Annotated in this window: 15 protein-coding genes; 5 read left to right on the forward strand and 10 right to left on the reverse strand. The window is 64.2% G+C overall.

Going from position 1 to position 17,483, the window contains the following annotated elements; all coding sequences use genetic code 11:
• Positions 1–13: 13 nt before the first annotated feature.
• Together CKW35_RS01110 and aroQ are read right to left on the reverse strand one after the other, a co-directional pair.
• Complete coding sequence (locus tag CKW35_RS01110) at positions 14–862, reverse strand: shikimate dehydrogenase (protein ID WP_016485975.1); 849 nt, start codon at positions 860–862, stop codon at positions 14–16.
• The gene (aroQ, locus tag CKW35_RS01115) at positions 859–1,308 is read right to left on the reverse strand and encodes a type II 3-dehydroquinate dehydratase (RefSeq protein ID WP_095114825.1); all 450 of its coding nucleotides are present in this window, start codon (positions 1,306–1,308) and stop codon (positions 859–861) included. Before aroQ ends, CKW35_RS01110 begins: the two co-directional genes overlap by 4 nt.
• A 247-nt stretch (positions 1,309–1,555) precedes the next feature.
• On the opposite strand from aroQ, the gene CKW35_RS01120 reads away from it, so the two are divergent.
• From CKW35_RS01120 to CKW35_RS01130, 3 genes are read left to right on the forward strand one after another with little or no spacing between them, the layout of a single operon-like run.
• Positions 1,556–2,809: a TolC family protein gene (locus tag CKW35_RS01120; protein ID WP_095114826.1), complete on the forward strand. Its 1,254-nt coding sequence runs from the start codon at positions 1,556–1,558 to the stop codon at positions 2,807–2,809.
• Positions 2,802–4,016, forward strand: coding sequence for an efflux RND transporter periplasmic adaptor subunit (locus CKW35_RS01125; RefSeq protein ID WP_095114827.1), 1,215 nt, complete (start codon positions 2,802–2,804; stop codon positions 4,014–4,016). The genes CKW35_RS01120 and CKW35_RS01125 overlap by 8 nt, the downstream gene beginning before the upstream one ends.
• Before the next feature lie 16 nt (positions 4,017–4,032).
• Entirely contained in the window at positions 4,033–7,179 is a 3,147-nt protein-coding gene (locus tag CKW35_RS01130; protein WP_016485979.1) for an efflux RND transporter permease subunit, read from the forward strand.
• Positions 7,180–7,211: 32 nt separating this feature from the next.
• Here CKW35_RS01130 and CKW35_RS01135 read toward each other — a convergent pair whose 3' ends face one another.
• From CKW35_RS01135 to CKW35_RS01160, 6 genes are all read right to left on the reverse strand, one after another.
• Complete coding sequence (locus tag CKW35_RS01135) at positions 7,212–8,549, reverse strand: MFS transporter (RefSeq protein WP_095114828.1); 1,338 nt, start codon at positions 8,547–8,549, stop codon at positions 7,212–7,214.
• A 198-nt stretch (positions 8,550–8,747) separates the two neighbouring features.
• Positions 8,748–10,898 carry a TonB-dependent siderophore receptor gene (locus CKW35_RS01140; RefSeq protein WP_095114829.1) on the reverse strand — a complete coding sequence of 717 codons (2,151 nt, stop codon included), beginning with the start codon at positions 10,896–10,898 and terminating at the stop codon, positions 8,748–8,750.
• 68 nt (positions 10,899–10,966) lie between these two features.
• The gene (locus CKW35_RS01145) at positions 10,967–11,377 is read right to left on the reverse strand and encodes a DUF2946 family protein (protein ID WP_016485982.1); all 411 of its coding nucleotides are present in this window, start codon (positions 11,375–11,377) and stop codon (positions 10,967–10,969) included.
• A gap of 169 nt (positions 11,378–11,546) precedes the next feature.
• A complete protein-coding gene (locus CKW35_RS01150) occupies positions 11,547–12,323 on the reverse strand; it encodes a ParA family protein (protein WP_095114830.1) in 777 nt (258 codons plus the stop codon).
• Positions 12,324–12,469: 146 nt separating this feature from the next.
• Positions 12,470–14,041: a sensor domain-containing diguanylate cyclase gene (locus tag CKW35_RS01155; protein WP_016485984.1), complete on the reverse strand. Its 1,572-nt coding sequence runs from the start codon at positions 14,039–14,041 to the stop codon at positions 12,470–12,472.
• Positions 14,042–14,105: 64 nt separating this feature from the next.
• Entirely contained in the window at positions 14,106–14,585 is a 480-nt protein-coding gene (locus CKW35_RS01160) for a hypothetical protein (protein ID WP_016485985.1), read from the reverse strand.
• A gap of 130 nt (positions 14,586–14,715) precedes the next feature.
• Here CKW35_RS01160 and CKW35_RS01165 point away from each other — a divergent pair, with 130 nt between their 5' ends.
• A complete protein-coding gene (locus tag CKW35_RS01165) occupies positions 14,716–15,213 on the forward strand; it encodes a GNAT family N-acetyltransferase (protein WP_095115097.1) in 498 nt (165 codons plus the stop codon).
• A 122-nt stretch (positions 15,214–15,335) separates the two neighbouring features.
• A complete protein-coding gene (locus tag CKW35_RS01170; RefSeq protein WP_016485987.1) occupies positions 15,336–15,659 on the forward strand; it encodes a hypothetical protein in 324 nt (107 codons plus the stop codon).
• Between the two features lie 47 nt (positions 15,660–15,706).
• Here the strand turns inward: CKW35_RS01170 and CKW35_RS01175 are convergent, their stop codons facing one another.
• Together CKW35_RS01175 and CKW35_RS01180 are read right to left on the reverse strand one after the other, a co-directional pair.
• A complete protein-coding gene (locus CKW35_RS01175; protein ID WP_095114831.1) occupies positions 15,707–17,044 on the reverse strand; it encodes an OprD family porin in 1,338 nt (445 codons plus the stop codon).
• Entirely contained in the window at positions 17,041–17,475 is a 435-nt protein-coding gene (locus CKW35_RS01180) for a pseudoazurin (protein ID WP_060518794.1), read from the reverse strand. The genes CKW35_RS01175 and CKW35_RS01180 overlap by 4 nt, the downstream gene beginning before the upstream one ends.
• Positions 17,476–17,483 lie beyond the last annotated feature (8 nt).

Here is a 17,483-nt window from a genome sequence, read left to right on the forward strand (position 1 = left end):
CAACACTTGCCTATCAGGTGAAACTGGCAAAGTGCGCCTGCATCCGCGCCGCATCCGCCTGGCGCCCGCTGAACAGCTCGAACGCCTTTACCGCCTGGAACACCGCCATATTGCTGCCATCCAGCGTGCGGCAACCCAGTGCCCGAGCCGCGCGCAGAAGTTCGGTTTCCAGCGGGAAGTAGATGATTTCCGCCACCCACAGGCCCGCATGCAGCAGCTCGACCGGTAGCGGTGTGCCCGGTAGCTTGGCCATGCCCACCGGCGTGGTGTTGACCAGCCCGTCTGCCTCGGCCAGCGCCGCGGCCAGGTCGGTGCCGAGTACTGCGCGGCCCGTGCCGAAATGCTCATTCAGGTTGTCTACCAGCGCTTGCGCGCGGGCCGCATCCACTTCGAACAGCACCAGTTGCTCGACCCCTTCAATCAGCAGGGCGTGGGCCACGGCCGACCCGGCGCCACCGGCACCCATCTGCACCACCTGGCGCCGGGCCACATCAGGCAGGCCGCGGCGCAAGCCTTCGGCAAAACCCAGGCAGTCTGTGTTATGGCCGACGCGCTTGCCGTCCTTGAGCACCACGGTATTCACCGCGCCGATGCCACGGGCTTCATCCGACAGTTCGTCGAGCAGCGGCAGGATCGACTGCTTGAACGGGTAGGTGATGTTAAGCCCGGTAAAGCCTGTGTGCTGCGCGGCGTCGAGCAGCCCGGGCAGGGCGCTGTCCTCCAGTTGCAACTGGTCGGCATCAATCAGCCGATACAGGTAGCGCAGGGCCTGGGCGTCACCTTCGTGTTCGTGCAGGGCAGGGGTGCGCGACAGCTGGATGCCGCGGCCGATCAAGCCGGCAAGGATGGCGTGCTGGCTCATGCCGTGCGCTCCTGGAACATTTCGGCGAAGTGGCTGAGGGCCATGCGGTAGCCATGGCTGCCCAGCCCGCAAATCACCCCGACGGCGATGGACGATACAAATGACAGATGGCGGAACGGCTCGCGCTTGTGCACGTTCGACAGGTGTACTTCGATGACCGGCAGTTCACTGGCCACCAAGGCGTCGCGGATGGCCACCGAGGTGTGGGTCCAGGCGCCGGGGTTGATCACGATACCGGCGCAGCGGCCGCGGGCGGCGTGGATCCAGTCGATCAGTTCACCTTCGTGGTTGGTTTGGCGGAATTCGATTTCCAGGCCCTGGCCATGGGCAGTGTCGGCACAGCTTTGGGCCAGGTCAGCCAGGGTTTCGTGGCCATATTGAGCAGGCTCGCGGGTACCCAGCATGTTCAGGTTAGGGCCGTTGAGCACGAGAATAAGGGGGTTCATGACGAGCATCGCTTTGTTGTTGTTGGATGCACCTAGTTTTGTACCGCCTGGTTAGTTTAGTCAATTGGACTAAAACGCCGCACCGGGAAAGTGGGCGATTATCGAACTGTTGAGGTGTGCAGGCCCCCGCCTACGGGGGATTTGGCTTTCTGCGCCTGCATTACAAAATTGTAATTTTCCTGCCACCGCCCCGATAAGCACGGCTTCCTACAGTCCTTCGCCTAAACGCGTCGACGAGGATTTGTACGTGCCCATCCCCCGCAAGACCGCTTTGCTCTGCCTGTTGCTGGCCAGTGTCACCAGTGCCCAGGCCAGTCAGAGCCTGAGCCTGCCCCAGGCGCTTGCCGCCGCTCTTGCTCAAAACCCGGAGCTGGCCGCAGCCGGCCGGGAAATCGGCATTGCCGACGGCGAGCGGCGCCAGGCCGGGTTGATCCCCAACCCAGAGCTCGCCTGGGACGTCGAGGACACCCGCCGCGATACCAGCACCACCACCGTCACCCTCAGCCAGCCGTTGGAACTGGGCGGCAAGCGCGGCGCACGTATTGCTGTGGCTGGCACCGGCCAGGCCATTGCCCAGCTTGGCCTGGAGCGCCAGCGCAATGGCCTGCGTGCCGATGTGGTGCAGGCCTTCCACGCCGCATTGCGCGCGCAGACAGCACTGGAACTGGCGCAGCAGTCGCAGGCATTGACCGAGCGCGGGCTGCGCGTGGTACAGGGGCGGGTGACCGCTGGCCAGTCATCCCCCGTGGAGGCCACCCGCGCCCAGGTGCAACTGGCCCAGGCCCAGGCTGAAGTACGACGCGCGCAGACCCAGCGCGGCGTGGCTTATCAGGCGCTGGCACGCCTGACCGGTAGCCCCTTGGCAAGCTTCGATCAGTTGCAGGCTGCCAACCTTTCGCCTGGCGTCGCGCCCAGCGCCGATGCCTTGCTCGACCGGGTCGAACACACCGCCGAATGGCGTCTGGCTGCTGCACAGGTCGAGCGCGGCGAAGCGTCCCTGGGGTCGGAAAAGGCTCAGCGTATTCCCAACCTCACTGTCAGCCTCGGTAGCCAGTACAGCCGCGAGGACCGCGAGCGGGTGAATGTGGTGGGCCTGTCCATGCCATTGCCGCTGTTCGACCGCAACCAGGGCAACGTGCTGGCGGCTGCACGCCGTGCCGACCAGGCGCGTGACCTGCGTAACGCCGTGGAACTGCGCCTGCGCAGTGAAACCCGCAGCGCAGTCAGCCAGTGGCACACGGCGATGCAGGAGGTGGACGCCTACGACCGCACCATCCTGCCTTCGGCGCAGCAGGCCGTGGACACCGCCACCCGTGGTTTCGAAATGGGCAAGTTCGCGTTCCTCGATGTACTCGACGCTCAGCGCACGCTGATCGAGGCCCGCGGGTTGTACCTCGAGGCGCTGGCTTCGGCGACCGACGCACGGGCGCAGGTCGAGCGGATTTATGGCGACCTCGATGACCTGAGCACCCCCTTGAACAGCAGGAGCAAGCATGACTAACCCACGCAAGATAGCCCTTCTGGTCGCCGCCATGGCCGCGCTCGGCCTGGGTGGCCTGGCCTGGACCGGCAACCTGGGCCAGGCGTCGAATGCCCAGGCCCGCCACGACGACCATGGCGAAGACAGCCACGGCCATGGTGCCGAGAAGGCCGATGAAGGCCATGCAGGGGAAGGGCACGGCGAAGAAGAGGGCCAATTGCACCTGTCCATCGCCCAGATCGAGGCGGCCGGTGTGCAGTTGGCTGCCGCCGGCCCTCGTGAGTTGGGTACCGCCTTCAGCTTCCCGGGGGAAATCCGCTTCGACGAGGACCGCACTGCCCACGTGGTGCCGCGTGTACCCGGTGTGGTCGAGGCGGTGCAAGCCGAACTGGGCCAGGCGGTCAAGCGCGGCCAGGTATTGGCGGTGATCGCCAGCCAGCAGATTTCTGACCTGCGCAGCGAGCAGCAGGCAGCCCAGCGCCGTCTGGAGCTGGCGCGGCTGACCTTCCAGCGCGAACAGCAGTTATGGCAGGAGCGTATCAGTGCCGAGCAAGATTACCTGCAAGCGCGGCAGGTGTTACAGGAGGCCGAAATCGCCTTGGCCAACGCCCGGCAAAAGGTCGCCGCAGTAGGCCCGGCGGGCGCTGGCAACCGCTATGAATTGCGCGCGCCATTCGATGCGGTGGTGGTGGAAAAGCATCTGAGCGTGGGCGAGGTGGTCGACGCGACCAGCAACGCCTTCACCTTGTCTGACCTGAGCCGGGTCTGGGCCACCTTCGCCGTGGCGCCGCGTGATCTGGACAAGGTGGTGACCGGCCGCAATGTCACGGTCAGCGCACCAGACCTGGGCGCCCAGGTTGAGGGCAAGGTCAACTATGTCGGCAGCCTGCTCGGCGAGCAGAACCGCGCCGCCACGGTCCGCGCCACCCTGGCAAACCCCAACGGCGCATGGCGCCCCGGGCTGTTCGTCAATATCGCGGTCAGCGTCGAGCGCTTCAATGCCGCCGTGGTGGTGCCGGAAAGCGCCCTGCAAACCTGGGAAGAACAGACCGTTGTGTTTGCCCGCACCGAGGAAGGCTTCGAGGCCCGCCCGGTAAAGGCCGGCCGCCGCGACGCCGGCCAGGTGGAAATTATCAGCGGCCTGGCCGCCGGCACCCAGGTAGCCGCCGCCGGCAGCTTTGTCCTCAAGTCGGAGCTGGGCAAGGGCTCGGCCGAGCATAGCCATTGATCACGGGGACACCTGCATGTTCGAACGCCTGATCCAATTTGCCATCGAGCAGCGCCTGGTGGTGATGCTGGCCGTGGTCCTGATGGCCGCGGTGGGTATCCACAGCTACCAGAAACTGCCGATCGACGCTGTACCGGACATTACCAACGTCCAGGTACAGATCAATACCGCTGCACCCGGTTACTCGCCGCTGGAGACCGAGCAGCGCATCACCTTCTCCATCGAGACCGCCATGGCCGGCCTGCCTGGGTTGAAGCAAACCCGCTCGCTGTCGCGTTCGGGCCTGTCGCAGGTCACGGTGATTTTCGATGATGGCACCGACCTGTTCTTCGCCCGTCAGCTGGTCAACGAGCGCCTGCAAGTGGCCCGCGAGCAACTGCCCGAAGGGATAGAAGCGGGCATGGGGCCGATTTCCACCGGGTTGGGTGAAATCTTCCTGTGGACCGTGGAGGCCGAACAGGGCGCTCTCAAAGAGGATGGCACCCCGTACACCCCGACAGACCTGCGGGTGATCCAGGACTGGATCATCAAGCCGCAGCTGCGCAATGTGCCGGGGGTGGCCGAGGTAAACAGTATCGGCGGCCATGCCAAGCAGTACCTGATTGCACCGGAGCCCAAGCGGCTGGCAGCCTACAAGCTCACCCTCAACGACCTGATCGCGGCCTTGGAGCGCAACAATGCCAACGTTGGCGCCGGTTACATCGAGCGCAATGGCGAGCAGTTGCTGATCCGGGCACCGGGCCAGGTGGCCTCGGCCGAAGACATCGCCAACATCGTCATCGCCAGCGTCGATGGCACGCCGATCCGCGTCAGCCATGTTGCCGAGGTTGGCCTGGGCCTAGAACTGCGCTCGGGTGCAGCCACCGAAAACGGCCGGGAAGTGGTGCTGGGTACGGTGTTCATGCTGATTGGAGAGAACAGCCGCACGGTATCCCAGGCCGTTGCCGCCAAACTGGTCGAGATCAACCGCAACCTGCCCAAGGGTGTGGTGGCAGTGACCGTGTACGACCGCACAAACCTGGTGGAAAAAGCCATCGCCACGGTGAAGAAGAACCTGGTCGAAGGCGCCATTCTGGTCATCGCTGTGCTGTTCCTGTTCCTGGGCAACATCCGCGCCGCACTGATCACCGCCATGGTCATTCCGCTGTCGATGCTGTTCACCTTCACTGGCATGTTCAGCAACAAGGTCAGCGCCAACCTGATGAGCCTGGGGGCACTGGACTTCGGCATCATCGTCGACGGCGCAGTCGTGATCGTGGAAAACGCCATCCGCCGCCTGGCCCATGCCCAGCAACGCCATGGCCGCATGCTGACGCGCAGCGAGCGCTTCCATGAAGTGTTCGCTGCCGCCCGCGAGGCGCGCCGGCCACTGATCTACGGGCAGTTGATCATCATGGTGGTGTACCTGCCGATCTTTGCCCTGACCGGGGTCGAGGGCAAGATGTTCCACCCCATGGCCTTTACCGTGGTCATGGCCCTGCTCGGCGCCATGATCCTGTCGGTCACGTTCGTGCCGGCAGCCATCGCCCTGTTCGTCACCGGCAAGGTCAAGGAAGAGGAAGGCCTGGTGATGCGCACGGCGCGTCAGCGCTATGCCCCGGTGCTGGCCTGGGTGCTGGGGCGACGCAAGTTGGCGTTTGCCGTCGCGGCCACTCTGGTGGTGCTGTCCGGGGTCATGGCCAGCCGCATGGGCAGCGAGTTCATCCCCAGCCTCAGCGAGGGCGACTTTGCCTTGCAGGCCCTGCGTGTGCCGGGCACCAGCCTGTCGCAGTCGGTAGACATGCAGCAGCGCCTGGAGCAGGCGATCATCGCCCAGGTGCCGGAAGTGGAGCGGGTGTTCGCCCGTACCGGTACCGCCGAGATCGCCTCCGACCCGATGCCACCGAACATCTCCGACGCCTATGTGATGTTGCGCCCGCGCGAGCAGTGGGTAGACCCTGGCAAGCCGCGTGACGAACTGATCGCCGAGGTACAACGTGCTGCCGCCAGCGTACCGGGCAGCAACTACGAGCTGTCGCAGCCGATCCAGTTGCGTTTCAATGAGCTGATTTCCGGGGTGCGCAGCGATGTGGCGGTGAAGTTGTTCGGTGATGACATGGATGTGCTCAACCGCACCGCCACACAGATCGCCAGCAGCCTGCAGGGGGTAGCGGGTGCGTCCGAGGTCAAGGTCGAGCAGACCACCGGCCTGCCGGTGCTGACCATCGACATCGACCGCGACAAGGCGGCCCGCCATGGCCTGAACGTGGGTGACGTGCAGGACGCCATCGCAATTGCTGTGGGTGGCCGCACGGCAGGCACGCTGTATGAAGGCGACCGGCGCTTCGACATGGTGGTGCGCCTGCCCGAAACCTTGCGCACCGATGTGGACGGGCTGTCCAGCCTGCTGATTCCGGTACCGGCCAGTGCCGCTGCGGGCGCTGCGCAAATCGGCTTCATCCCGCTGTCCCAAGTGGCCAGTTTGAACCTGCAACTGGGGCCTAACCAGGTCAGCCGCGAGGATGGCAAGCGGGTGGTGGTGGTCAGTGCCAACGTACGTGGGCGTGACCTGGGCTCGTTTGTGGCGGATGCCGAACAGGCCCTGATCCGGCAGGTGCAGATTCCGCCGGGTTACTGGACGCGCTGGGGGGGCCAGTTCGAACAGTTGCAATCGGCAACCGAGCGCCTGCAGGTGGTGGTGCCGGTGGCTTTGCTACTGGTCATGGCGCTGCTGCTGATGATGTTCAACAACCTCAGGGATGGCTTGCTGGTGTTCACCGGCATTCCGTTTGCCCTGACCGGCGGGGTGCTGGCGCTGTGGTTGCGGGACATCCCGTTGTCCATTTCAGCTGGCGTAGGGTTCATTGCCCTGTCGGGAGTGGCGGTGCTCAACGGGCTGGTGATGATCGCCTTTATCCGTGCCCTGCGCGAAGAGGGGCGGCCATTGCGGGCGGCGGTTGAAGAGGGCGCGTTGACGCGGTTGCGCCCGGTGCTGATGACCGCGCTGGTGGCTTCGCTGGGGTTCATTCCGATGGCCCTGGCTACGGGGACCGGGGCTGAGGTGCAGCGGCCGTTGGCGACGGTGGTGATTGGCGGGATCCTGTCTTCTACTGCACTGACATTGCTGGTGCTGCCGGCTTTGTATCAGTGGGCGTATCGGCGCGAAGAGCAGCAGGAGGGTTGAGATTCTGGGGCCGCAAAGCGGCCCCAATAATCTCAGACGGTACGACGGACTCCAGGCCGTACAGCATCCGATCCCACCTCATCATGCAACGAAATCCGCGAAGTCTCCGGCAACGCCAACCCCCCCACCAACGCTACCAGCGCAATCACCACCAGGTAAAACGCCGGTGCCAGGCTGCTGCCGGTCTGCCCGATCAGCCAGGTCGCCACCAGCGGCGCGGTACCGCCAAACAGGGTATAGGCCACGTTGTAGGTAATCGCCGAAGCGGTATAGCGGGTGCGGGTGGGGAAGCTCTCCGACAGCAATGCTGCGGTCACCACACCACTGCACAAGGCCCCCACCGCCAGCAGGATCACCCCCAGCAGCGCACCGGACATCGAGCCCGAACTGGCCAGCCAGTACGCCGGGAACACGCACAGCATCACCCACAGGCAGGTAAAGCCAATGGTCTTGCGCCGCCCCACGCGGTCCGAGAACGCCCCGGCCAGCGGGCAGCCGACGGCGGCGAACAGCAGCGCCACGGTGGTCACCAGCAGTGACTGCGCGCGGGTCAGGTTGCCCACCAGTTGCAGGTACGTGGCGAAGTAGGTGGTGAACATATAGAACGACAGGGCAGTCAGCGAGATGAAGGCCCCCAGGTTGCGAATGACCCGGCCATGGTGACGCAGGGTGTCTTTGAGCGGTGAATGCTCATGTTCCTTGCCCTGGGCGACGGCTTCGCGGAATGCCGGGGTTTCTTCCATACGCCAGCGCAGGTACAGGCCGACCAGCCCCAGCGGTGCGGCAATCAGGAAGGGAACGCGCCAGCCCCAGGCACCCATCGCCTCGGCCGACAGGCTGGCTTCCAGCCCATAGGCGATCACGGCGGCGCAGGCGAAGGCGGAAAAAGTCGAGACCGGCACGAAGCTGCCGTAGAAGGCACGCCTGTCATTGGGTGCATGCTCCATCAAGTAGGCGCAGGCCCCCGCGTATTCGCCACCGGCAGAAAAACCCTGCAGGCAGCGCGCCAGGGTAAGCAGCACTGGGGCTGCCAGACCGATGCTGGCGTAGGTCGGCAGCAGGCCGATCAGGGTGGTGGAGCCTGCCATCAAGAGGATGGTCAGCGACAGGATGCGCTTGCGTCCCAGGCGGTCGCCCAGCGCGCCAAACACGATCCCGCCCAGCGGGCGAAGGGCAAAGGCCACGGCAAACACCGCGAACGTCTTGAGCAACGCCGCGCTGGGGTCTTCACTGGCAAAGAACTGGCTGGCGATCAGGGTGGCGAGAAAGCCATACACGGCGAAGTCGAACCATTCGACGAAATTGCCGATGGCCGAGGCGGCGATCACCCTGCGCAGGGTGGCGGGGGATACCTCATGAGGTGCGGACATGCGGGTGCTCTCCGGTTCCATTGGCAGCCATGATGAAAAGTGGCGCGGTCGGGCCGCGCCATCATTATTGTGCTTGCCAGTAGATAACCGGGCGCTGGACGATGCTTTGTCGAGTGCGACCTCGGGATACCTGATTTAACCGCCATTGCGGTTAACAGCCAACCTGCCAGAGCAATGAATACGGCAACCTGGCTTGCGTCAGAAGCGCATGTCCAGCGCCAGCTCGAAGGTGCGTGGCGGCCCCATGTAGTACTGGCTGTTATAGGCCTGCTTGGCATACACCTCATCGGTGAGGTTGCGCACCCGCCCGGTCAGCGTGGTGTGTTCATCCAGCCGGTAGCGGGCGAAAGCGCCGAACAGGGTGTAGGCCGGGGCCTTCAGGCTGTTGGCGTTGTCGGCATACACCGAGCCCACGTAGCGCCCATCGGCGCCCACCGACCATGCCGGCGACAGGCTGTAGGTCAGCCACAGGTTGGCGACATTGGCCGGCACGTTGGTCGGCGCATTGCCCTTGCGTGAAACCGATTTGCCGCTGACTGCCTCGTTGAACTCATCGTACCGCGCATCGACATAGGCATAGTTGGCCTCGGCCTGCAGTTTCGGCGTTACCTGCAGGCGCCCGGACAGTTCGACACCACGTGAGGTCTGCTGCCCGGCCTGGACCGTGAGGTTTGCGTCGTTCGAATCGCGCACGGCAAAGTCCTTGCGCACGATCTGGTACAGCGCCAGCGTGGCCGCACCGCGACCATCGAGGAAGTCGAACTTGCTGCCCACTTCCCACTGCTCGCCCTTGGACAGGTCGAACAGCCCGACGTTGGAATAGGTCGCTGCCGCCAGCGAGCCGGCGGGCAGGTCGGCGGAGGTGCTGTACTGCGCATACAGGCTGGCCGAAGGCGTCAGCGCATAGGTCAGGCCGATGCGCCCGGACAGCGGTTCCCAGCGGCGTTCGAAATAGGCCGGCGAGGTGGGAGAGACTGCGCCGTAGTTGGTGACCTCCATGTCCAGGTAGTCGTAGCGCAGGGCGGTCAGCAGGGCCAGGCGCTCGGTCAGCTGCAAGCGGTTTTCGGCAAACACGGCGCGGTTGATGACCTCGTGGTGACGTTGCTTGGTCAGGCCGGCATTCACCCCGGGGATGTCATCGAAGCTGCCGGGGTTGAAGTGGTCGGCATCGACCACGTCACTCCAGCTGCCGGAGGTGGGGTAGAGGGTCTGGCGCATGCGCGAGTACTCCAGCCCCAGCGACCACTGGCTGGTCAGGCCCAGCAGCTGGTTGTCATGGCGCAGTTCGATGCGGTCGCCCAGCAGGTTCTGGTCGTGGCGCTGCAGGTAGGGGCTGCTGCGCTGCACCTTGCCATCGCGGGTGTAGGCGTAGCGTTCGAGGTTGCGGTAATCGCGCTGGGCATTGTAGTGGTACAGCGTGTTCTGCACGCTGGTGCTGTCGCTGATCTGGTAGTCGAGGATCGAACGCAGCCAGCGCACCCGCTGCTCATAGCGGCCGTCAGCGACGTTGTAGTTTTCGAAGCGGCGGCTGTTGTCGATCTTCATCGTGCTGCGCCCGGGCAGAATCGGTGAGCCCCAGTAGGGGCTTTGTTCGCGGTCTTCCTGGTACTCGACCGCCAGGGTGTGCGTGAGGTTGGGGGCCAGGTCGCTGAGCAGCGAAAAGGCCAGGCTGTCGGTATCCCGTTCGTTGCGGTCGACGTAGCCGTTGCCATGCCCGCGGCTGAAGTCCAGGCGCATGAAATGGCGGGCATCGGCGGGGTTGCTGGCCAGCGCCTGGTTGATACCGAACGCCACCTCGCTGTCGTCGAAACTGCCATAGCGGATACGCCCATCGATTGTCTGTTGGTCGCGGCTGGCGAGCTTGGTGATGTAGTTGATCGAGCCGCCCACCGCACCCGCGCCGTGCAGGAACGAAGACGGCCCACCAATCAGCTCGACACGGTCGAGAACCCAGGCGTCCACTGGGCGGGTGGCGCTGCTGTAGCCCAGGTTGATGCCGTTGTACAACTGGGTGACCTGGTTCTGGGTAAAGCCGCGGTAGGCAACGAAGCCGCCAAAGCCGGGGTTGGCCGAGGCGTTGACGCCGGTCATGGCGTTGACCACGTCCTGGCTGTCCTTGGCGTCGCGTTCTTCGATCAGGCGACGGTCCGAGACGCTGACCGAGGCGGGTGTTTCCCGCGCGGTCAGGCCTAGGCGCGAACCGGTACGGATCGGCTCGTCCAGTTGCACGCCGCTGGCGGCGTCGCGTTCGCCGTCAATGGTGGTGGCGCCGAGTTCCACAGGGGCTGTTTCAGCGCAGGCAAAGCTGCAGGTGCCCATGAGGAGCACCAGGGAGGTCTTGCGAAGCATGTTGGTATGTCTTCCACGCAAAGGTCATGGCTGACGGCGAGCGCACACGCAGGCGCGCCCGGCTGATGTCAGGCGAAATGAAGTACGGCTGCGGGGAAGGCGGCGGGGGAGGCACGTGGGTTGAGGGCGGGGCGTTGGTAGCGTGGCGGCGGTTGTGCCCAGCTGCGCACGACGATGGGCGAGGTGGCCACGGCTTGCGCCGGGGTGAATGACCAGCCGCCGCTGCTGAGCGGTACGGCCAGGCCAAACGAGGAGCACACCGGGCAGTCGAGCTGGGCCATGTGCTGGTCACCGCCGGCACCGTCCAGGTCAATGGCCACGCCGTGTTCGCTGTTGACCGAGCAGAAGCCGCCTTCCAGCCCGGCCAGGCGCAGGCCACCCATCTGGCCATGGTGCAGGCCGCACAGCAACAGGCTGAACAGGACGCTGGCATAGAGCGTCCAGGCAGTCAGCGTGCGAGTGTGCCGGGTGATTTTCATGGCGGCGAATCTACCATCCGGATGAACGGTCGGGTAGTGCTTTTACTGCAAGTTTTTGGGGCTGCGTTGCAGCCCTATCGCGACACAAGGCCGCTCCCACAGGCAACCTCGATCTCCTGTGGGAGCGGCCTTGTGTCGCGATAGGGGCGCAGAGCGCCCCCAGGGTCTATCAGGCCGCCCGCTCCAGCACATCCAGCAAGTCTACAAACTCCAGCGCCAGCTTGTGCCGTGGCGCCAGGTGCACCAACGGCACTGACGCCTGGTGCGATTCACGCATCTTGATCGAACTGCTCAGGTACACCGGCAGCACGGGCATGCCTTCGCTGCGCAACTGGTCGACCAGGGTCCGGTGCAGGGCGGTGCGCCCGGCGAACTGGTTGACCACCACACCTTCTACCTGCAACGCCGGGTTGTGGTCCTGGCGCAGTTCCTCGACCTCGGCCATGACACTGTGCAGGGCCTGGCGCGAGAAGCTGTCGCAGTCGAACGGGATCAGCAGGCGCTCTGCTGCCACCAGTGCACTGAAGGTGTAGAAATTGAGCGCTGGCGGGGTGTCGATGTAGATCCGCTCGTAGTCCTCGCTCAGTTCCACCAGCAGCTTGCGCAGCTTGTTGATCTTGAACTTGCTCTCCAGCTTGCTTTGCAGGTCGCTGAGATCGGGGCTTGCGGTGACCAGGTGCAGGTTGCTGTAACGGGTTTCGGTGATCGCCACCCGGTGCTTCTTGCCGGCGGCAGTGGCCGCTGACAGGGTCTGGCGAAAGAAGTCGGCGATGCCGGCAGGTATGGCGTCATTGACCAGGCCGGTGAGGTAATAGGTGGCATTGGCTTGCGGGTCGAGGTCGACCAGCAACGTTCGGTAACCCTCGGCAGCACTGGCAGCGGCGAGGTTGCAGGCGATGCTGGACTTGCCGACGCCACCTTTCTGATTGAAGACCACACGACGCATGAGACGCTCATCCATGAAGTGAAAATGTCAGGTTGGGGTCAATCCTATGACTGTAACGCGACAGTTTTATGACAAAGATTGTTACAGCTGCTGGTTTCAACTTCTCCTGTGCCGGGCTCTTCGCGGGTAAAGGTGCAACAGGAGGCTCAGGCCACACACATCCGATTGCGCCCGCTCTGCTTTGCCAGGTAGAGCGCCCGATCAGCCTTGCTCAATGCTTCCACAGGCTCGCTGCCCGCCTCGCCATCCCAGCGTGCCACCCCCAGCGAAACCGTCACCGCGCCCACCGGCGGCACGGGCGTATCCTGCACCGTCACCCGCAGCCGCTCGGCCACCACTGTCGCCACGTCCAGGCTGGCCCCCGGCAGCAGCATCAGGAATTCCTCGCCCCCGGTGCGGCACAGCAGGTCGCCCTCGCGGCAGCAGCGGCGCATCAACTCTGCCAGTCGGCGCAGCACCTGGTCGCCGACCTCATGCCCATGCTTGTCATTGACCTGTTTGAAATGGTCGATGTCCAGCACAATGGCGGCAAAGGCCCGGCCTTCGGCTTCCAGCAATGACAGGCTGAACTCCAGGCTGCGGCGGTTGCCCAGGCCGGTCAGCGGATCGGTCTGGGCGTCGCGGTTGAGCCGGCCGATGCGCTCCTGCAGCAGGTTCAGCCCGATCAACAGGGCACGCTTGAGCTCGGCCGCCTCGAAGTACCAGGCCCGCACGCGGTGCAAGCGCTCGGCGGTGCCTGCACGGTCCATCGAGCGGGCACCGGCAGCCAGTTGCCACAGCGGCCGGGCGATGGTCATGGCCAGCCACCACAGCAACAGGCAGCCCACCAGCGCCAGAGGCGCAGAAGTGCCCACCACGTTGAGGATCAGGTGGTTCAGTGGCGTCACCGTCTGCGCCAGCGGTTGCTGCGCCACTACCCCCCAGCCGGCGCTGGGTACGGTGGCGAACCCGGCGAGCATTTCCACGCCCAGGCTGTTGGTGATTTGCCGAGTACCGTTGTCCAGCGTCGCCAACTGGTCGATCAGGGCGTTGCCCTCTACCACCGTGCCTACCCGTTCGTGATTGGGGTGGTACAGCAGGCGACGGTTGCGGTCGACCACATACAGGTACGAACCGTCCTTGTAGAAGTGTTCGCCCAGCAGGCTGTTGAGGATGTTGCGTTCACGCAGGTACAGGCTGCCGCCGACATAGCCCAGGTAGCGACCGTCGCTGTCGAACATGGGGTGTGAAAGCGCCACCACCAGGTTATCGGCCGCCGAAAGGTAGGGTGTGGAAACCAGCGGGCGGCGTTCGTGCAGTGCTTCCTGAGCGCCGGGCGACTGGACAAGGGTGCCAATCAGATGCCGCAGCGGGGCGGGGGATACGGCCCGCAGCACGCCGTTGGCATCGATGACGAAAGTGGAGTTGAAGGCCATGCTCTGGCCCAGTACACGGTCGGTTTCCCCCAGCAGCGCCGCGGCATCGCTTAGCTGCCGGCCTTGTACGCCGGCGCTGAACCTCAGCTGCTGCTGGGCGTTGCCGATGAATGTCTCGGTGATGCTGGCCAGCTTCATCGCATACACCCGGTTGGCTTCCAGGGCGTGGTCGATCAGCAGTTGGCGCTGCACCCGGTAGCTGGCGAAATAGCTGGCGCACAGCATGACCAGGGCGGTAAGGGCGCAGAGCACCAGAATGAGTGTGCGTAGATCCAGGCGCAATCCGTGCTTGGCGTGTGGCAATCCTGACCTCGATTGATTGAAAGTAGCGACGACCTTTCGCGCTAGGGGAAGTGGGGAACCGCGTTCAGGAACCAGCCCTGTCCAGCGCATTCAGCTCGTCTTCTACCTGCTGCATGCGTCGCTCGACCAGTGCCTGCACCTTGACGTCGCGGGCGGTCTCACGCATCAGGGCGGTGAGTTTTTCGCTCAGGCGCTTGCCCGCTTCGGTGTCTTCCAGCGCTCTGGCCTTGGCCGGGTCCTGGGTGGCAGCAACGATGGTGGCAAATTCGGCGTCGCTGAAGTTCTTTTCGCTGTACAGCCGGAACAGGTCCTGGCGCTGGTCCTCGACGGTCAGGTACTTGCGCAGTACACCCTGGATGGTGGCTTGCGACAGCTGCGGGTGAGTGCGGCCGAGCAGCGCGGCCATGCGCTCGATGTTATGGGTATAGGCCTCTTGCAGCGGCAACTGAGCGAGGATCTGGTCTTCACGAGAGGGTTTCTGGTCGCAGGCGGTGAGGGCGGCAGTCAGCAGCAGGGGCAACAGCAACGTCTGGAAGCGAGGCATGGCGTGGCCTGGTCGGGCAGTGAAGACGGCCGATTATACCGATGTCCGCCCGGCCACGACGAGCTTTGTGATTTGCCTTGAACGGCACACTGGGGTAGAACCTTGCCCTCCCACCACTGCCAACAGCCCCATGCCGAACTGGACCCTGCAACCTGTGGCGCGCGTCGCCATTGCCGAAGTCGTGGCGTTTGTCGATAGCGCACGCCGCGAGTTGTTCCCGATGCTTGCAAAAGCGCCATTGCCGCACGACCTTGCGCATTTTGCCGAGACTTACCTGGACGGTGCGGGGTGCTTCCTTGAGGCGCGTGATGCCGGGCGGCTGGTTGCGGTGATCGGCTACTTGCCCTATGACCACCGCTTCCCTCAGCTTGATTATCACGCTGAGCGGGTGGTCGAGGTGGTGCGCCTGTTCGTGTTGCCGGCCTACCGCAGGCATGGCCTGGCTGCCGCGTTGTTCGGCGCGTTGCGCGAGCGGGCGGAGCAGGCAGGTATCGACTGCCTGTACCTGCATACGCATCCGTTTCTGCCGGGTGCGATTGCGTTCTGGGAGCGGCAAGGGTTTGCCGTGGTGAATGTGGAGCAAGACCCGGTCTGGCAGACCACGCACATGCACTTGCGATTGCCCTGATCTGTGGGAAATTGCCTACAACGGCGCTTTGGGTGTGATCGACGCGTTCATATCCAGGCCGGTCCTGCTTGCTTACCTTCCCCTGTGCACGGCTTATTCACTGCACACGAGGGAGGCTCACGATGCCACACATGGCCCTGTACAAACTCAAACTGCTTGACGAATTCGAAGACCGCACTGGCCTGTGGACCTTCGGTGATTTCGAGAACAGGTTGATGGAACTGTGGCGTGGGGCGACGCGCCATGATGCCAAAGGTATTATCAACGCGGCGCACAACGAGCGGCGCTGGCCCAGGACGGTGAAGCGCTACTTGCTTACCCATTACCGGGCGTTTGGCAATGTCAGTTCGGAGCTGCAGCGCACGTTTGCCGAGGTGCTGGCCGCGATGAGTGAGCAGGAGCAAGCGCAGTGGGGGTTGCTGCCTGCGGGTAGCGCTGTTGCCTGATGGATCCTGGGGCCGCAAACCGCCGCCAGTCCAGGCAACCCGGTCTATCAGCCCCCCCCAGACAACGGCCACTCCACCGCCAAGCGTATCTGGTCGCCGTCCAGCTCCGCCTGCGCCGTGTTCCCCCGGTGCACGTTATGCCTCACCGAGAACGTCGTCCCCTTGGCCTTGCCACTTTGCACCACATACCTCGCCTCGAGGTCGCGTTCCCAATGCTTGCCACCCTTGCCATACCCCAGGTATGCATACCCGCCATTGGGGTCGACATGCGTGCCGTCGATATCGAACCCCCGCACATACAACGCCGTCAGGTTCAACCCCGGCACCCCATAGGCCCCCATGTTCAGGTCATAGCGTGCCTGCCACGACTTCTCGTTCGGGGCGTTGAAGTCCGACATCTGCACGGCGTTGGCAATGAAGATTGCCCCTCGCGTCACGTAGTCGAACGGGGTGTTGCCGTCGACCTGTTGCCAGCCAAGGCTGAAGCCGTGCGGCCCCTGGTTGTAGCGTGAGACCAGGCTCCAGGTGGTGTTGTCGATGCGCCCGGACAGCGCCTTGCCGGTGTCTGTGGTGCGGTACAGGTTGAGGTCCAGGCTGATGCTGCGTCGGTCATCCAGCGCGTGGCTGAGGGTGCTACCCAGGTAGTGCTGGTTCCAGCTGTCCTCGTAGCGCGAGGTGTACAGGCTGCCGGTGAAGGCTGCACCGGGGTTCCAGACCACGCCCGCCAAGTCAAAACTGTTGCCCTGCTTGCCGTTGGAGTAATTCACCACGAAGCCCTGGTCGTGGCTGGAGGCATTGCGGTCGGCGCTTTCGTTGAAGTGCCCGGCCACCAGCGTTAGCGTGTCGAAATCGTTGCTGGTGAGGAAGAACCCTGTGGCGGTTTCGGGCAGCAGGCGGCTGTCGGAAGAGCTGAACACCGGGGTTTTGACGCGTTGTTCGCCATAGGACAGTACAGTATTGGATACCCGCAACTTCAGCGCCGCGCCTGCGCGGCTGTATTCGTTTTTTGGATGCCCGTCGTTATCCATCCCCAGCAGGCGTGCTTTGCCCGCGCGCCCGCCGCCACTGTCGAGTTGTACGCCCAGATAGGCATGGGCATCGACGCCGACACCGATCAGGCCCTGAGTGAAGCCGGACTGAAATGTCCCCATCAAACCGTAGGCCCATTCCTCAGCCTTGCCATCACGTTCGCTGCGCGGTTTGTAGGCATTGCGCGCGGCACTGTTACGCCCGCCGTGCCGGTAGTTGCGTTGGTCGAATACGCTGCGGTTGAGGATGCTCCAGCTGCTGTCTTCGACAAAACCGTTGCTTTGCGACTGAGCGGAGTCGGCCAGGGCAAAGGGCGACAACCCCAACAGTGGCAGCGCCAACAACAGCCGGTTCATCGCGCTGCCTCAAGCTTCTGCAACTGGGCTGCGAAGCGGGCTTGCGCCCGCGCAGGCAAGCTGGCTGGCAACTCGGTAGCCGGCGCGTCACCGACCTGAATCACCATCACCATGCCCATCGCCAGGTGCGGAATGCATTGGATGCCGTATACCCCCGGCACGCTGAAGGTCTGCTCGAACGGCTGGTTCAACTTGCTCTTGAAGGCCTCGGACCCCGCCGGTAGCAGGCCGGTCACGCTGGCCGCATTGTGCCCGTTCTGGGTGGGCAGAAAGCGCACCGTGTCGCCGGGGGCAATGCGCAGGTGGTCCGGCTCGTACACCATGGCGCCCTCGCTGCCGCGGTTGAGCATTTTCACTTCATGCACCTCGGCCAGTGCGGCCGGGGCAAGCAGGGCGCTGGCAAGCAGCAGGGCGACAGGGCGCAACAGCATCAGTGGAA

Origin of the sequence: Pseudomonas sp. Irchel 3F3, assembly GCF_900187545.1 — a bacterium.
GTDB classification, from domain to species: Bacteria; Pseudomonadota; Gammaproteobacteria; order Pseudomonadales; family Pseudomonadaceae; genus Aquipseudomonas; species Aquipseudomonas fortuita.

Bases quoted from the DNA above. Each gene is read 5' to 3' on its own strand.
- CKW35_RS01110 (WP_016485975.1), bottom strand. From the start codon at position 862: ATGAGCCAGCACGCCATCCTTGCCGGCTTGATCGGCCGCGGCATCCAG.
- aroQ (WP_095114825.1), bottom strand. From the start codon at position 1,308: ATGAACCCCCTTATTCTCGTGCTCAACGGCCCTAACCTGAACATGCTG.
- CKW35_RS01125 (WP_095114827.1), top strand. From the start codon at position 2,802: ATGACTAACCCACGCAAGATAGCCCTTCTGGTCGCCGCCATGGCCGCG.
- CKW35_RS01130 (WP_016485979.1), top strand. From the start codon at position 4,033: ATGTTCGAACGCCTGATCCAATTTGCCATCGAGCAGCGCCTGGTGGTG.
- CKW35_RS01135 (WP_095114828.1), bottom strand. From the start codon at position 8,549: ATGTCCGCACCTCATGAGGTATCCCCCGCCACCCTGCGCAGGGTGATC.
- CKW35_RS01140 (WP_095114829.1), bottom strand. From the start codon at position 10,898: ATGCTTCGCAAGACCTCCCTGGTGCTCCTCATGGGCACCTGCAGCTTT.
- CKW35_RS01145 (WP_016485982.1), bottom strand. From the start codon at position 11,377: ATGAAAATCACCCGGCACACTCGCACGCTGACTGCCTGGACGCTCTAT.
- CKW35_RS01150 (WP_095114830.1), bottom strand. From the start codon at position 12,323: ATGCGTCGTGTGGTCTTCAATCAGAAAGGTGGCGTCGGCAAGTCCAGC.
- CKW35_RS01160 (WP_016485985.1), bottom strand. From the start codon at position 14,585: ATGCCTCGCTTCCAGACGTTGCTGTTGCCCCTGCTGCTGACTGCCGCC.
- CKW35_RS01165 (WP_095115097.1), top strand. From the start codon at position 14,716: ATGCCGAACTGGACCCTGCAACCTGTGGCGCGCGTCGCCATTGCCGAA.
- CKW35_RS01170 (WP_016485987.1), top strand. From the start codon at position 15,336: ATGCCACACATGGCCCTGTACAAACTCAAACTGCTTGACGAATTCGAA.
- CKW35_RS01175 (WP_095114831.1), bottom strand. From the start codon at position 17,044: ATGAACCGGCTGTTGTTGGCGCTGCCACTGTTGGGGTTGTCGCCCTTT.
- CKW35_RS01180 (WP_060518794.1), bottom strand. From the start codon at position 17,475: ATGCTGTTGCGCCCTGTCGCCCTGCTGCTTGCCAGCGCCCTGCTTGCC.